Here is a 15,213-nt window from a genome sequence, read left to right as displayed (position 1 = left end):
CGAACGCGCGTGCCGCCAGGACGACGGCGGCCGATGCCGCCCGTCCTTCTCGACGAGGCGACGACCGACGACGCGGTTCTTCGCGTCGTCTTCGTCCGTCGATTATTGGGTATGCGTAACGATCGAATCAGTTATCGGCGCCGCTTCGCGCGCACCGCCCGCCCTGCTGCACGCGCCCAATAAGCCAGCTCCATCGCCCGTTGCAACGTCCAGCCCGCCGCCGGAAAGGCAAGCGCCAACGCGCCTTCCTTCCACCAGGCCCCGCGCACATATCGCAGCTTTTGCACGAACCCGCGAGGCACGAGGCCGACGGTCTGCCCGACGACCTCGTCCCGGCCGAAGTCGCGCGAACGTTGGCCCGTCTGCCAGACTCGGGCCGTCGCGCCGTCGGGGAATATCAGCATGCGGCTCAGCCTGTGCCAGGCGACGTCGATGTCGGCATCGAGGCGGCCAAACCAGCCCGTCGGGCGCAATGCCTGGAGATACGCGAAGACCTGGGACAACGCATCATCCTGACAGGCGTCGAGCGTCGTCCGCCATCCCGGCCGTTCCAGATTCGACACGATCTGCCCGTCCGGCTGCCGCCGAAATAGGCGCACACTCGGCAGCGACGGCTCGAACAGCGACTCGATCAATTGCCAGTGGCGCAAAACGGCGCTGCGGGGATCGAACGGCCGATAGCCGTCGCGTTCGACCGAGAGACCGGCGGTCCGCGCGAAATGGGGCGCGGCGAAGCCCTTGTAATTGCAGCGCGCGAACATCAGGCAAACCCAGTCATACTCGGGATGGCCCGCCGCCAGCAGACGCTGCATGCTCCCGTACAGACCGGTATCGCAAAGCACGATGCGTTGCGCGCCGCCGGTGCTCTGCGCCAGGTGACGCATGAACAGCGCGTCCTGCTCCTTCAGCCGTCTCACGATGCACTGGCCCGCGCGGCTGGACGTCAATAGACGGAAAAACGCCCAAGGCTCGAAGGGAGCGCTCCACTGCGCATCGAAAGCGCCCTCGATGGCGTCCCCGGAAACCGCCTCGCCGTTGCCCCCGCAATCGTCCTCGCCCTCCCCGCCGAGCCCGGGCCATTCGCACGCGGCGCCGCTCACGGCCCGCGCCACGTCGGCCATGGTCGCCGAGGCGAATTCGCGCGCCAGCTCGTCGGCGGCGGCGGGCGATCCGGCGAGAATCGCCGCGCGCGCGGCGACGACGCGCGAAACCATGAGGTCGCATCGCTTCAGGTCGAGCGACAAGCCGGTGCTCGCGAGAAACGTCTTGAACGCAACGTGCAGGTTGAGGCCACCCCGCGCGCAAAACGCGACGGCAGTCGCATCGTCGCCGGCCGCCGGACGCAGATGCAGCCATAGCCGCATGCAGAACTCGGCCACGATCGGCCCGAGCACGTCGTGCGCGAAACGCGCCGGGGGCGCCAGGCGCTTATGCCTCGCGCGTTCGCGCAGCGCGCCGGGCCGGCAGCGGCGCGCGGCTTCGAAGAGTACGCCGTCGAGACGCCGCAGGCCTACATAACCCATTCGCCTCGGCCGATGAATGCAGGTCATGCCGAGCCCGCCCGGCACGCCGACGTCGGCGTGCCGGTCGTCGCCGACGTGAGTCCATGCCCCGAACGCAAAGCGCTCTTCGGCCGCGACGGCCGCGAAGAGATCGCCCCGCCGTTTGGTTTGCTGCAGATCCGCGCTCGTGTAGAGTCGGTCGACCACGGGGCGGCCCGCCACGCGCACGATCAGCGCCGTCAGTTGGTCCACCGACAGCCCCGTATCGCTGATGCCCACGATCCGGGCGCCGCGCTCGCGCAGGCGGTCCAGCGTGCGAATCAGCGCGCGATTGGGTTTCAGCAGCGCCTGCTCCACGGCGAGCTCGGCCTCGACGAGCTGCGGAGCGCATTGCTGCGGCAGCCCGAGTAGCCACAACTGTCGTTCGACGATATCGTCGAACCGGACCTCGCCGCTTCGTCCCGAGAGGTCCAGCGCCCGATATGCTGTGCGCTCGGCCTCGACGCGCGCGCGCAGCACCTGCCCGGCCGTCAGATGGCCGAACTGCGCGCCCGCTCGCGCCGCGAACACGGCTGCGATTCGCCGTTGCCGCCGGCGTGCGGACACCGGCCGACGCAGCAGCAGCGTGTCGAAGATGTCGGTCGAAACCAGTTGCCCGGCGCCGACACGCTCCAGCGCCGGGAAGCGGCCGGCCGGATCGTCTGCCTTGCTGCGGGCGGGGAATAGCGTCGGGTTGAACACGGTCGTCGGTCTCCGGCAAGGTCGTCCCGTCCGCCGTCGGCCATTGCAACGGCAAGGCCACGCGCTGCCCGGGCGAAGCGATCCAGCCTATCGCGCGCACCGTCTCGCGCTGAGTTCGGTCGCCCACACTGCGGGCGACGCTCGATGCCCCGCCGTTGCGCTGTCGAGAATTCGCCAGGACCTGGACCCTGCCAGCGCGTCGCTGTGTTCGAAACCGTACCGAACGCGGCACATGAAAGACGGTTTACTGTCAGCCGTCAGTCAGCCTTCAAGGCTCGGCTTCGACCCGGCCCAATCCGCCGGACGGCACACGACGCCCGGCCTCGCCGGAACGTGGCGGCGACCGTGTTTTACGCCATCGCGCATGGCCCGCTCGCGAAACGACCGCTCAAGGAGATCAGATGAAACCGCTGGTGTTCGGTGGCCGCTTCGGCTGGCTTCACCCCGGGCGCGGGCCGCGCGGCGTCGTCCTGTGCAACCCGTATGGTCACGAGGCCGTCTGGAGCCACAGGGGCATGCGCCGGCTCGCCGATCAGTTGTCGGCGCTCGGCCTGCCCGTGCTGCGCTTCGACTATCTCGGCACCGGCGATTCGGGCGAGCCTCGAGAAGACGACGCGCCGCTCGAAACGGCCGTCGACGACATCTGCGCCGCCGTGCAACGGCTCAAGGCGGAGACCGGCGTGCCGCGCGTCACGCTGTGCGGCCTGCGTCTCGGCGCGACACTCGCCGCCCTCGCCGCGCTCAAATGCGAAGCCGATGCGCTGGCGCTGCTCGCGCCCATCGCGAGCGGACGCGCCTACCTGCGCGAATTGAGCGCGCTGCGCAGCACCTGGCTGCAGCGCAACGCCGGCCCCGTCCGCACGGCACAGGTCGATACGCCGTTCAACGTGCTCGGCCACGTTTACAGCGAGCGCTGGTGTGCGCAACTGGCCGCGCTCGACCTCGTCCGCGCGTTCGAGACCACGCCCGCCGCCACGCTCGAGCGCGCGCTCGTCTGCGAGGTACGCGCAGGAACAGGCAACCCGCTCTGCACGGCGTTGCGCGGGCACGGCGTTGCGGTCGGGATTCGCCCGTTCGAGGGCTACGGCGACTTCATGCAGGAAACCGCGCTCTCCGTCCTGCCCGAACACACGTTCGCCGACGTCGTCCGCTGGATTGCCGGCGGCGAGGCCCAACCGCCCGCCCCACACCCGCCGGAACGAAAAAACGATACGCGGCAAAACAGGACGAACGGCACGGCGGCCGGCGGCCTGCCCGAACCCGCGGCCGACGTCGCGCTCGACTTGCCGCAGGCCGTCGAACGCCCGGTCGTGTTCGGCGACGCCCCGCTCTTCGGCGTGCTCTGCGAGCCACGCGACACGACGCAGCCCGGCGTCGCGCTCGTCATCGCCAACACGGCCGCCAATGCGCATCACGGAGACGGGCGGCTGTCCGTGCGCCTCGCGCGACACCTGGCGAATTGCGGCATCGCCTCGCTACGGATCGACGCGCGCGGCCTCGGCGAAAGCGCGCCGCTCCCCGGCGAGACAAGCGACCTGTCGGTTGCCGTCCATGCGCCCGCCGTCGCCGAGGACGTCGCAGCCGCGGCCGGCTGGCTCGCCGACCAGGGCTACGGCTGCGTCGCCTCGTTCGGCGTCTGCTCGGGCGGCTACAGCGCGCTACGCGCCGCGATCGCCGAGCCCGCGCTATGCGCGGTCCTCGCCGTCAACATGCGTCGTTTCCACATGCCCGACGGCATCTCGACCCGAGACCTTAATAATAAGGCTTCCTATTCGATGGCGACCTACTCGTCCAAGGCATTCGAATGGACGAAATGGAAAATCCTGCTGAGCGGCCGCCGCAACCCGGTGCGAATCGCACGCGCGGTGCTCGTCTATGCACTGGTCCTCACCCGCCTGCGCATCAGCGACCTCGCCCGCATCCCGGGCCGCGCGGCGATCGATGCCAGGGCTGTCGAAGCGCCGCCATCCAGTCCGCACGGCGTCGTGAGCGCGCTCGAGCGCAAAGGCGTGCGCACGCTGCTGGTCTACGGCGCATTCGACTACGGCCTCGACGATCTCAACCTGCATTTCGGCCGGCACGGCAAGCACCTCGCCCGCTGCGCGCACGTGCGGGCCACCGTGTTTCCCGATCTCGACCATGCGCTCTTCAACCCGCGCGCGGCCGACAAGGTCATCGCGCTTTGCACGGCGTTCGTGCGCGAAATGGCGGCGCAAAAGGAGCAGACGATGCAAGCGGCCTCGTCTGACCGACAACCGCGCATGCCGTCCCCGTCCGGCACTGTGCGCCATCGCACCGAAACCCCGGCAGCGGCCCCGTTAAATTGAAGCCATCCGCGTGCCGTCCTGAACAGCGCGCCCGAACACACGCCGGTCAACCTGTCTGGGCGGAGAGCCACCATGAAATCGAAACTGCGCCGCATTCTCGCCGAGCTGGCGCATCTCGGCACCGCCGTCGATACGCTCCCGGACAGCGGCGACCTCTACGCGGCCGGCCTCTCGTCGCTTGCGACCGTGCACGTACTGCTCGCCGTCGAAGACGAGTTCGGCATCGAAGTCCCCGACGCCATGCTCACGCGCGAGCTCTTCACGTCGATCGACTCGCTCGCTGCCGCGGTAGCGGCGCTCGAACAGGCGCAGACAGCATGAGCACGCCGGCCGCCGAAATGGCCAGTCGGGCTCGCGCCGCCTCGCCCGGCGCCGACTCCGCCGACGCCGACGCTGCGGACCGCACCGACCACCCCGGGTTCGCTCCGCCGACGGCGGCCACCGACTGGCTCGCGGCGGCCGGACGCGTTGCCGAAGTGGCCGCCCGGCACGCCGACGCCGTCGATCGCGACGCCCGCTTTCCGGCCGAGGCGTTCGTCGAATTGCGCCGTGAGGGCCTGTTGTCCGCGCTAATTCCGCCCCCGGCCGGCGGCGCGGGCCTGTCGCTCGACCAGGTCGCGCGCATCTGCGAAACGCTCGCGCAGGGCTGCTCGTCCACCGCCATGATCTACGCGATGCACCAGATTCAGGTGGCCTGCATGGTCGATCACGGCATGGACGTCGCCTGGCAGCGCGATGCGCTCGCGCGCATCGCGAGCCAGCAACTGCTGCTCGCCTCCGCGACTTCGGAAGAAAACATCGGCGGCAGCATGCGCACCAGCGCGTGCGCCGTCGAACGCGGCCATGGCGCAGACGGTATTTTCCGCATCGAGAAGCGCGCGCCGACTGTCTCCTACGGCGCGCACGCCGACGCGATCCTGATCACCGCCCGCCGCGCGTCCGACGCGGCGCCGTCCGACCAGGTGCTGATCGTCGCGTTCCACGACCAGATCGAGCTGGAAAAATACGGCGGCTGGAATGCGCTCGGCATGCGCGGCACCTGCAGCGAAGGATTTCGCCTCGTTGCGCACGGCCGCCTCGAGCAAATCCTGCCGGTCCCGTTCGCCTCGATTTCCGGACAGACCATGCTGCCGGTCTCGCACGTGCTCTGGGCGGCGGTCTGGACCGGCATCGCCGCCGGCGCCGTGAACCGCGCGCATGCGTTCTTCCGCGAGGCCGCGCGCAAACAACCGGGCACGCTCCCGCCGTCCGCGCACCGGCTTGCCGAAGCGAACGCCCTCGTGCACCTGATGCGCTCGCGCGTGCGGGCCGCGCTCGAGACGCTCGCCGCGCAACCCCGCCCGCGCGTGGACGAAACCGGAGCCCACTCGCCGCTCTCCGCCTCGCTCGGTTTCGCCTGCGACATGAACACGCTCAAGCTCGCCGTCTCCGCCACGGCGCTGCGGGCGGTCGAGGAAGCGCTGATGATCTGCGGCATGGCGGGCTACCGCAACGACACGCGCTACAGCGTGGGCCGCCCTCTGCGCGACCTGTTTTCCGCCCCGCTCATGATCAGCAACGACCGCATCGCGCTGAACACCGCCAACCTGCTGCTCGCGCAACGCCCCGAGCTTCGACCGGAGTCCGCAGATGAACGCGACCACTGAACGGGCGGCGCCCGAGGCCGCCCGCGCCGCGCCGCTTGCCGACCTGCGCGCGCGCATGATCGAAGCCGGGCTCCTCGTCGAGACGGGCGAGGACGGTCTCTATGGCCGCAGCCAGACGTTCGAGGACGTGATCGACCGGCTGAACGACGCCGTCAGCGCGCTCGGCGCGGACCAGCACGCCGAAGTGCTGCGCTTTCCGCCCGCGATGACGCGCCGCGACTTCGAGCACAGCGAATATCTGAAGAGTTTTCCGGAGCTCGCCGGAACGATCCATGCGTTCCAGGGCAACGAGGCCCAGCATCGCCGGCTGCTGACGGCGCTCGACGAGGCTCTGGCGGCCGATGCCGGCGCGCGCGACGACGCCTGGATGGACCAGCAGCAACCCACACGCCTCGTGCTCGTGCCTGCCGCCTGCTATCCGGTCTATCCGCTGATGGCGCGCCGCGGGCCGCTGCCCGCAGGCGGCGCGACTTTCGACGTGCTCTCCTACTGCTTTCGCCACGAGCCGTCGCTCGACCCGTGCCGCATGCAGCTATTCCGCATGCGCGAATACGTGCAGGCCGGCAGTCCCGGGCAGGTCATGGCGTTCCGCCAGCAGTGGATACGGCGCGGCGCGCTGCTGGCAACGCTGCTCGGCCTGCCGTTCGCGATCGACCTCGCCAACGATCCGTTCTTCGGGCGCGGCGGCAAGATCGTCGCCGACAGCCAGCGCGCGCAGCAGCTCAAGTTCGAACTGCTCGTCGAGATCGTGACGCCCGGGCCGCCCACCGCGTGCCTCTCGTTCAACTATCACCTCGACCACTTCGGCGCACTCTGGCGCATCGCCTGCGAAGACGGGTCCATCGCGCACACCGGCTGCGTCGGCTTCGGCCTGGAGCGTCTCGCCCTCGCGCTCTTTCGCCACCACGGGCTCGACCCCGACGCCTGGCCCGCGGGCGTACGCGATCTGCTCTGGGGCAGTCCGCAGGCGATGCGCGAAAAAATCGCGGCCGGGCTCGCGGAGCCGGCCTGAGTGGGTGGACGCCGGTTATCCGGCTATGGGGCAATGACGGGGCGATACGCAGAGACTCGGGTGCGTCAGGACCCTGCTGGAATCAAGGTCAAAACCCGAGCAAGAACCGGGGGCTCGCAGCAAAGGCGCCGTTGCAGCGCCTTCGCGAGCGAACAAGGCTGATTACACGAAACCCAGGGCGGTCCAGGGAAACCCGGGCTTCGCCCGCGCCTGTGCCTAGCGGCCGTCGTAGCGGACCGTCTCGACCCCGTTCGCCGTGCCGAGCAGGCACAGGTTCGCGCCGCGCGCCGCGAAGAGCCCCACCGTCACGACGCCCGGCCATGCGTTGATCCGGATCTCGGTTCCGCGCGGATCGTCGATGCGCAGCCCCTTCACGTCGAGAATCTCGTTGCCGTTGTCGGTCACGAACGGCGTGCCGTCCTTCTGCACGCGCAGCACCGGCACGCCCCCGAGCGCCGCAAGACGCCGGCCGATCGCCGTGCGCGCCATCGGCACCACCTCGACGGGTAAAGGAAACTGGCCCAGCACGTCCACGCGCTTGCTCGCGTCCGCGATGCAGACGAACGCGTCGGCCACCGACGCGACGATCTTCTCGCGCGTGAGCGCGCCGCCGCCGCCCTTGATCATCGCGCCGGAGGCATTGATCTCGTCGGCGCCGTCCACGTAGACGGGCAGCGTCTCGACGTCGTTGAGGTCGAACACCCGGAAACCGTGCGACTGAAGTCGCGCGGTCGTCGCAAGCGAACTCGACACCGCGCCGCGATAGCGGTCCTTGCTGGCGGCGAGCGCGTCGATGAAGCAGTTCGCCGTCGAGCCGGTGCCGACGCCGATCACGGCGCCCGGCGCGACGTGCGCGTTCACGTAATCGGCCGCCGCCTGGCCGACCAGTTTCTTGAGTTCGTCTTGAGTCATGGAAGAGGCAATGCCCGAAGCGGAAAAACCGCTAGTTTATCGGAGTCGCCGGGACGCCCCGGAACCCGGACGCTCCCCGACCCGGCCGGCAGCACGGACCGGGCGGACGCACCGGGGGCGTCCGCCCGGCGTCAGCGCGTCCCGTCCTTGCCCGGCTCGGGCTGCGGCATGTACTTGTCGAGCAGCGCCTGCGCGATCGCGTCGGTCTGCGCATCGGGCGTACCCGAGTAATCGGCCGGACGGAAATGCATCTGGAAGGCGGCGAACACGCGCCGCGTGCGCGCGTCGAGCACGCCGTCGGTCGGCACATCGTAACCGTAGCGCGCGAGCTTGAGCTGCAGGCCGCGCACGTCCGCGGGCGCGTCGGGCGCGCGGCCCGCAAGATCGGCCTTGACCGTCTGCGGGTCGGGCCAGGCGCCCACGCCCGCCTCGTAGAGCTGCTTCCACGGAAAGAGGGGGCCCGGGTCGAGCTTGCGCTGCGGAGCGATGTCGCTGTGGCCGACCACGCGCGTAGGCGGAATCCGGTAGCGCGTGACGATGTCCTGCGCGAGCCGGATCAGCGCCCTCACCTGGGCGGGCGGATACGGCTGCCAGACGACGCCCTGCGGCGTGCGGCGCGGACCGATGTTGACGTTCTCGATGCCGATCGACGCCGCGTTCAGCTCCGTCGTCCCCTGCCACTCGCTGCGGCCCGCGTGCCAGGCGCGCTGCGACTCCGGCACGAGTTGCCAGACCACGGGACGGCCGTCGCGCAGCGGCGGATCGGCGGGCACGAGGTAGTGCGCGCTGACCGCTTCGGTCGTCAGCACCCGGAGCGAATCGGCCTCGTCGAGCGCCGTGTAATGCATCACGAGAAAGCGCACGCGCGAATCGACGCCCTGCGCGGGATGGTTCGTATCGGCGAAGTACGCGCCGCGGTCGGTCATTCCGGTTGCACAGGCGGCCAGCGCGAGCACGCCCAGCAATGCCGCCACCCGAGGCGCGAGGCGGCGGCCCTGCCGAACGAAGCGGCGCGGATCGCGAAAGACGGACATCGCGCGCCTTACTGCGCGCGCACGGCCGCGCGCTGCCGCACCGCCTCGAAGAGACCGACCCCGCTCGCGACCGACACGTTCAGGCTCTCCACCGAGCCCGCCATCGGAATGTGCATGACCTCGTCGCAGGTGTCGCGCGTGAGCCGCCGCATGCCTTCGCCCTCGGCGCCCATCACGAGCGCCACCGGGCCGTCGAGCTTCGTCTCGTAGAGGCTCGTGCTCGCGTCGCCGGCCGTGCCGACCACCCAGACGCCCGCGTCCTTGAGCTCGCGCAGCGCGCGCGCCAGGTTGGTCACGGTGATGTAGGGCACCGTGTCGGCCGCGCCGCTCGCCACCTTCGCGGCCGTCGCGTTCAGGCCGACGGCGCGGTCGCGCGGCGCGATCACCGCGTGCGCGCCGGCCGCGTCGGCCACGCGCAGACAGGCGCCGAGATTGTGCGGATCGGTCACGCCGTCGAGCACGAGCAAGAGCGGCGCGCCCGCGATGCCGTCGAGCAGTTCCGCGAGGTTCTGCGCCAGCGGCAAATCGCCGGCCCGCGCGACCACGCCCTGATGGCGTTCCGTGTGCGCAAGCCCCCAGAGCCGCGTTTCGTCGGCCGCGATCAGACGCACGCCGGCCTCCTTCGCCAGGTGCAGGAAATCCTGCATGCGGCGGTCGCGCCGGGTCGGGTCGTAGTAGACGTCCTCGACCGTGGACGCGTCGAGCCGCAAGCGCGCGGTCACTGCGTGAAACCCGTAGAGAACCTTCTGACGTGACATGGCGAATACAACCCCTGATATGACGATCTACGGCGCGCCCGACATGCCCGAAACGCGCCGGAAAAAACGGAACCGGCCGCCGAGGCGCGGTTTTCCGGAAAGACGCAATGTGAATGTATCGCACCGCCCCGCTGCCGGAGCGCGCCCGGACCGGCGCACACGTAAAGACCGGCGCGGCGGCATCGGGCCGAAGGCGAACGCGCGCGTGGGCCGCCGCGACGCCATGCGAGCGACGGCACGGCCCGCCCCGACGACAGCCGGGCCACGCCGCACCGCCGCCCTCGCTCAGCGCTTGCCGCGCACCTGCTTCTTCGCGGCCGACTTCGACGCCGCGCGCTTTTTCGAGGTCCGCGCGGCGCTGCGCGCGGCCTGCGCCTCCTTCACCGCCGCGCTGGCGGCCGGCGCGGCTTTCTTGCGGCGTACGCCTTCGGCCTCCGGCAGCTCGCGCACGCGCGGTCCGCGCTCCGCGACGGCCTTCTCCGCCGCCGCGCCGCGATTGCCTGGCGTCCTCGCCGGCGTGTCGCGCACGAGCCGGAAGTCGATCTTGCGCGCGTCGAGATCGACGCGGCTCACCTGCACCCGCACCCGGTCCGACAGACGGTAGCGGATGCCGGTGCGCTCGCCGCGCAGTTCGTTGCGGATCTCGTCGTACTGGAAGTAGTCGGAACCCAGCTCCGTGACGTGCACGAGCCCTTCGATGAAGAGCGCGTCGAGCTGCACGAAGATGCCGAACGACGTGACGCCGCTCACCATCCCGCCGTATTCCTCGCCGAGCTTGTCGCGCATGAAGTAGCACTTGAGCCAGGCCTCGACGTCGCGCGAGGCCTCGTCGGCGCGGCGCTCGTTGGCCGAACAGTGCAGGCCGAGCTCCTCCCAGATCGCGGTGCCGGCCGCGCGGGTGCGCTTGCCGTTTTTGGCTTCGTCCTCCGCCTGCAGCGCGCGGGCGCGCGGCGACAGCGCCGTGTTCAGCACGACGCCCTCGGGCGCCTGCGGCTGGTACTTCTTGCCCTGCAGGATCGCGTAGATCGCGCGGTGCGTGAGCAGGTCCGGATAGCGGCGGATCGGGCTCGTGAAGTGCGCGTAGGCCTCGTAGGCGAGACCGAAGTGACCGATGTTGTCGGGGCTGTAGACGGCCTGCTGCATCGAGCGCAGCAGCATCGTCTGGAGCATCTGCGCGTCGGGCCGGTCGCGGACCTGCGCCATCAGCGCCGCGTAGTCGCTCGCGTGGGGCGTCTCGCCGCCGCCGAGCGCGAGGCCCATGCCGCGCAGGAACGTGCGCAGGTTCTCGAGCCGCTCGGCGGTCGGCCCCGCGTGGATGCGGTAGAGGCCGGGCTGCCGGTTGCGCTTCATGAAGTCCGCCGCGCAGACGTTCGCCGAGAGCATGCACTCCTCGATCAGCTTGTGCGCGTCGTTGCGCTGGCGCGGCACGATCTGTTCGATCTTGCCCTGCGCGTTGCAGACGATGTAGGTTTCGGTCGTGTCGAAATCGATGGCGCCGCGCTTCTGCCGCGCGGCGAAGAGCGCCTTGTAGACGCCGTACAGGTTCTGCAGATGCGGCAGCAAGGCCGCGCGGCGCGAAGCCTCCGGCCCCTTGGTGTTCTTGAGGACGGCGGCCACCTCGGTATAGGTGAGCCGCGCGGCCGAGTGGATGACGCCGGGATAGAACTGGTACGCCTTGATCTCGCCGCGCGCGGTGATCACCATGTCGCAGACGAGCACGCAGCGGTCGACGTCCGGGTTCAGCGAGCACAGCCCGTTCGAGAGCTTTTCGGGCAGCATCGGGATCACGCGGCGCGGGAAGTAGACCGAGGTGCTGCGCTCGATCGCGTCGACGTCGAGCCCGCTGCCGGGCAGCACGTAGTGCGAGACGTCGGCGATCGCGACGACGAGGCGGAAACCCTCGCCGCGCCCGACGGTGACGCTCTCGCAGTAGACGGCGTCGTCGAAGTCGCGCGCGTCCTCGCCGTCGATCGTGACGAGCGGCACGTCGCGCAGGTCCACGCGATAGCGCAGGTCGGCCGGACGCACCTCGTCGGGCAGCTTCGCGGCCTCGGCGAGCGCGGCCTCGCTGAACTCGTGCGGCACGCCGTACTTGCGCACGGCGATTTCGATTTCCATGCCGGGGTCGTCGATGTCGCCGAGCACCTCGACCACGCGGCCGAGCGGCTGCGAATGGCGGCTCGGGAAATCGGTCAGCTCGACCACCACCACCTGCCCGACCCGCGCCTTGCGCGTGTTCTGCGTGACGAGGATGTCGTGGCCGATGCGCTTGTCCTCGGGCGCGACGATGAACGCGCCGTTCTCGTTGAGCAGCCGCCCGATCACGCGGCGGTTCGCGCGCTCGGTCACCTCGACGATGTGCCCCTCGGGCCGGCCGCGCCGGTCGTAGCCGACGATGCGCGCGAGCACGCGGTCGTTGTGCATGACCTTCTGCATCTCGCCCTGCGGCAGGAACAGGTCGTCCTGACCGTCGTCGCGCACGAGAAAACCGAAGCCGTCCCGGTGGCCCTGGACGCGGCCGGCGACGAAACTGGACGGATGGGTCAACTGGTATTGGCCGCGCGCATCGAGCCGGATCTGGCCGTCGCGCTCCATCGCGGCGAGCCGCCTGAAGAACCCTTCGCGCTCCTGGCGCTTGATGGCCAGCGCCTCGGCGATGTCGTTCGCCGTAAACGGTGTTTCGCTCGTGCGCAGTACGCCAAGAATCTCTTCGCGGCTCGGAATCGGATACGGATATTTGCTCAAGGGCTTGTCGATGGTTGTTCTCGCTGCGTGGAACGTCGAACGCCGCGCCGCCCCGCGGGAAGGCGGCACATCCAGGGTCTGCCGGTCGCCGCAACGCCGCGAGCCTTGCCGGACGGGCCTGCGGCGCGGGATGCCCCGCGTGCGGCATTGCTGCGAGGCATTCTAACACCCGCGCCGCGCTGCACGGGGCGCGGCGCGGGCCGCTTTCGCACCGGCCGCCCGTCGCCGGGCGCGATGACAACGGCCGCACCGCGATGCTTGACAGGCCGGCGGGCTCCGATATAATGGCGATCTTTGCTGCATCGCACGCTTAACTCGTGAGATGCACTCGGGAAGCGGCAGCAAACCAGCAGCACATGCTTGGCCCAGGTGGCGGAATTGGTAGACGCACTAGTTTCAGGTACTAGCGGGTAACTCCGTGGAGGTTCGAGTCCTCTCCTGGGCACCAGATTCGGATTGAAAGAAGCCGCCTCGTCAGGGCGGCTTCTTTTTTACAAGACAGGCCCGCCGTGGCAAAGCAATACGCCGGCGGGCCGACGGTTCGCCGGAAACGATGGATAGCGCGGCGAACAGCGTGAAGTGAAGATGTGCCCAGGTGGCGGAATTGGTAGACGCACTAGTTTCAGGTACTAGCGGGTAACTCCGTGGAGGTTCGAGTCCTCTCCTGGGCACCAGGAAAATAGTCCCGGAACATCAGCCAATCTGATGTTCACCAGCAAGCCCGCTTTTGCGGGTTTTTGTTTTTTGGGGCGCCGGAAAAAAGCTCTGGTTTCACTGCAAACCTGCGTCCAATCCGGATTCGGGAATGTTTTGTCCTTTGGCCTCGTTTCCGCGCGATGTCTTATGAGGCTGCGCGACAAACCACCCATAGTGCGCTCCACGCAGCGGCGTAAGGAAGATGCGCATCGACCAGCAAGACGACTGTCAGTTCTGCAAAGCATACCAGCAGGCATTGCCCCCCAGCGCTGTGCCGGTCATTACCGCGCTCGCATGATGCGAGCGCATGGCTATCCCCGCATTCCCGAGTGGGAAACCGGTTCGGACCGGACCTGCTGCCAGAAATCGAGGAACGCGAAAACCAGCGCCATAACGAGAAAAAAAGCCAGCGGGTTCATATATCTGTGGTCCATTCCTGAGTACGGCAATCGTCGTCCCCGGCAAATCGGGTACGGCTTGCGTCATGTGCGCCCTGTTCATGTCGACACGTCGCGCACGAATGATTTCGTTCAGGATGAACCGTGCCTCAGTGCAGATCGGTACGCTTGCGTACCGCGCTCCGACGCGTAGATGCGATGTCCGGCATGCTCGTCCCGGGGCTCACAAGATAAGTGAGCTCGATCGAACCCGTCCGAAGCGTTCGCGCTTTGGACGCGTTCGTCCCTGTGGAGACTCGTCCATGAGATGCCGCCCTCACCCGCTCTCCCCCGAACCGCAACGGCGCTCGCCGCGGCCCGGCTGATCGGCACGACGATCGTCGCCGCGGCGACGGGGATTATGTCTACGGCGCGCGCCGTCATCTGGCGGGTTGCGAACCGGAAAGCGAAAGCCGGTTACGTCACCCCGGTAACCTTCGTGCTGAACAGCGCCCGTACGCCGTTACCCCGAACGCGATCAGGCTCGCAAGCGAGCTCATGCAGACATGCCAGCGCAATGAATTCCGTGCGTGCCATGCGACGCTCCTGCGCCGCCTCGTCGAGGTTACGCAGCACGCCCTCGTTCAGGCTGAATTGAAGATGGACCGCACACGATGTGACCCGTGCGAGATCGATCTCGACAAACATCCAGATTCCCTCTCCGTCGTCCATATCCAGCATCTGCAAGGCATGCAGATCATCAGTCGGAGCCGGAATAAGGTGCTGGCTGCGATCGTAGATCCGCTGCACCCTGTCCCGCGCATTGCGCGCCAGTTGCGCAAATGACTTTCCGCTGGCATCGGCGCGCGGAAAGTCTGGAAAGCTGCCGCGATAACGCATGCCGTCAGTTTGATGAACGTACAGTGGATATTGCATGAAAAATCTCCGGTATCGCGTAGCGACTGGGCGTCGGTATCTGCCTGTATCTTCCGACCCGCCAGGCCGCGTGTCTGTACGGCGCGGGACCTTCTCGGCCCGCGAAATGAACGGGCCGACGGACCCGCTCCCAGAATGCGCATCTCGTGCCTTGCACGACGACATACCCAACGTCATGCCAGAAAACCTTGTCCCGTACCGTACAGACGGATTTCGGAACAAGTCGAATAATCATCAGGTGACGGCATAAGCCATTGCCCGTTAATGGGAGCACGACATGATCGCTAATCATGCAAGCGCGAGTAGCCTTGCAGACAGGAAAAGACTTGAACTTGAGGCCGCCAACGCGGCTGACGACGGCATGCCGATTGTGCATGAGGGTCCAGCCCCGGAAGCCGACGTCAATTCGCGGCAACGTAAAAGTAAAAAACAAAAACGAAAGCACGCGGAAAGCGGAACAGAACCCGTGATCGGGAAAAGATGACCGCGCCCGAACCCTATCGCGATGCTACGTTGCAGGACCGCGC

Annotated in this window: 11 protein-coding genes and 2 tRNA genes; 7 read left to right on the top strand and 6 right to left on the bottom strand. The window is 68.4% G+C overall.

All coding sequences use genetic code 11. The features are described from left to right. Positions 1–131 precede the first annotated feature (131 nt). The gene (locus tag CY652_RS04020) at positions 132–2,243 is read right to left on the bottom strand and encodes a hydrolase (RefSeq protein WP_102129421.1); all 2,112 of its coding nucleotides are present in this window, start codon (positions 2,241–2,243) and stop codon (positions 132–134) included. Positions 2,244–2,644: 401 nt separating this feature from the next. On the opposite strand from CY652_RS04020, the gene CY652_RS04015 reads away from it, so the two are divergent. From CY652_RS04015 to CY652_RS04000, 4 genes are all read left to right on the top strand, one after another. Next, on the top strand, positions 2,645–4,570 hold the full coding sequence (locus tag CY652_RS04015; RefSeq protein ID WP_102129420.1) for a serine aminopeptidase domain-containing protein: 1,926 nt from the start codon (positions 2,645–2,647) through the stop codon (positions 4,568–4,570). 72 nt (positions 4,571–4,642) lie between these two features. After that, positions 4,643–4,891, top strand: a complete 249-nt coding sequence (locus tag CY652_RS04010) for an acyl carrier protein (protein ID WP_102129419.1) — start codon at positions 4,643–4,645, stop codon at positions 4,889–4,891. Next, complete coding sequence (locus tag CY652_RS04005; RefSeq protein WP_102129418.1) at positions 4,888–6,216, top strand: acyl-CoA dehydrogenase family protein; 1,329 nt, start codon at positions 4,888–4,890, stop codon at positions 6,214–6,216. Before CY652_RS04010 ends, CY652_RS04005 begins: the two co-directional genes overlap by 4 nt. Next, positions 6,200–7,228, top strand: coding sequence for an amino acid--[acyl-carrier-protein] ligase (locus tag CY652_RS04000; protein WP_102129417.1), 1,029 nt, complete (start codon positions 6,200–6,202; stop codon positions 7,226–7,228). Before CY652_RS04005 ends, CY652_RS04000 begins: the two co-directional genes overlap by 17 nt. Before the next feature lie 216 nt (positions 7,229–7,444). Here the strand turns inward: CY652_RS04000 and rpiA are convergent, their stop codons facing one another. The 4 genes from rpiA to rnr all read right to left on the bottom strand — a co-directional run bounded on the left by rpiA (position 7,445) and on the right by rnr (position 12,677). Next, complete coding sequence (gene rpiA / locus CY652_RS03995) at positions 7,445–8,140, bottom strand: ribose-5-phosphate isomerase RpiA (RefSeq protein WP_102129416.1); 696 nt, start codon at positions 8,138–8,140, stop codon at positions 7,445–7,447. 131 nt (positions 8,141–8,271) lie between these two features. Next, positions 8,272–9,174: an N-acetylmuramoyl-L-alanine amidase gene (locus CY652_RS03990; RefSeq protein WP_180970402.1), complete on the bottom strand. Its 903-nt coding sequence runs from the start codon at positions 9,172–9,174 to the stop codon at positions 8,272–8,274. An 8-nt stretch (positions 9,175–9,182) separates the two neighbouring features. Then, positions 9,183–9,932: a 23S rRNA (guanosine(2251)-2'-O)-methyltransferase RlmB gene (gene rlmB, locus CY652_RS03985; RefSeq protein WP_102129415.1), complete on the bottom strand. Its 750-nt coding sequence runs from the start codon at positions 9,930–9,932 to the stop codon at positions 9,183–9,185. Positions 9,933–10,217: 285 nt separating this feature from the next. Beyond that, positions 10,218–12,677 carry a ribonuclease R gene (rnr, locus tag CY652_RS03980; RefSeq protein WP_102129414.1) on the bottom strand — a complete coding sequence of 820 codons (2,460 nt, stop codon included), beginning with the start codon at positions 12,675–12,677 and terminating at the stop codon, positions 10,218–10,220. 363 nt (positions 12,678–13,040) lie between these two features. Between rnr and CY652_RS03975 the strand changes: the two genes are divergently transcribed. Both CY652_RS03975 and CY652_RS03970 read left to right on the top strand, forming a co-directional pair. Next, positions 13,041–13,125 (top strand) — tRNA-Leu (locus CY652_RS03975). 141 nt (positions 13,126–13,266) lie between these two features. Beyond that, positions 13,267–13,351, top strand: a tRNA-Leu gene (locus CY652_RS03970). Positions 13,352–14,227: 876 nt separating this feature from the next. Here the strand turns inward: CY652_RS03970 and CY652_RS03965 are convergent. Beyond that, positions 14,228–14,686: a type II toxin-antitoxin system HicB family antitoxin gene (locus CY652_RS03965; protein WP_102129413.1), complete on the bottom strand. Its 459-nt coding sequence runs from the start codon at positions 14,684–14,686 to the stop codon at positions 14,228–14,230. Positions 14,687–14,963: 277 nt separating this feature from the next. Here CY652_RS03965 and CY652_RS23810 point away from each other — a divergent pair, with 277 nt between their 5' ends. Beyond that, positions 14,964–15,170 (top strand): hypothetical protein, encoded by a 207-nt coding sequence (locus CY652_RS23810; protein WP_146010024.1) that lies wholly within the window; start codon positions 14,964–14,966, stop codon positions 15,168–15,170. The last annotated feature ends 43 nt before the right edge of the window (positions 15,171–15,213 follow it).

It is taken from the genome of Burkholderia sp. WAC0059, from assembly GCF_002870125.1.
Lineage (GTDB): Bacteria > Pseudomonadota > Gammaproteobacteria > Burkholderiales > Burkholderiaceae > Paraburkholderia.
This window is presented reverse-complemented; position numbering and strand designations above follow the sequence as displayed.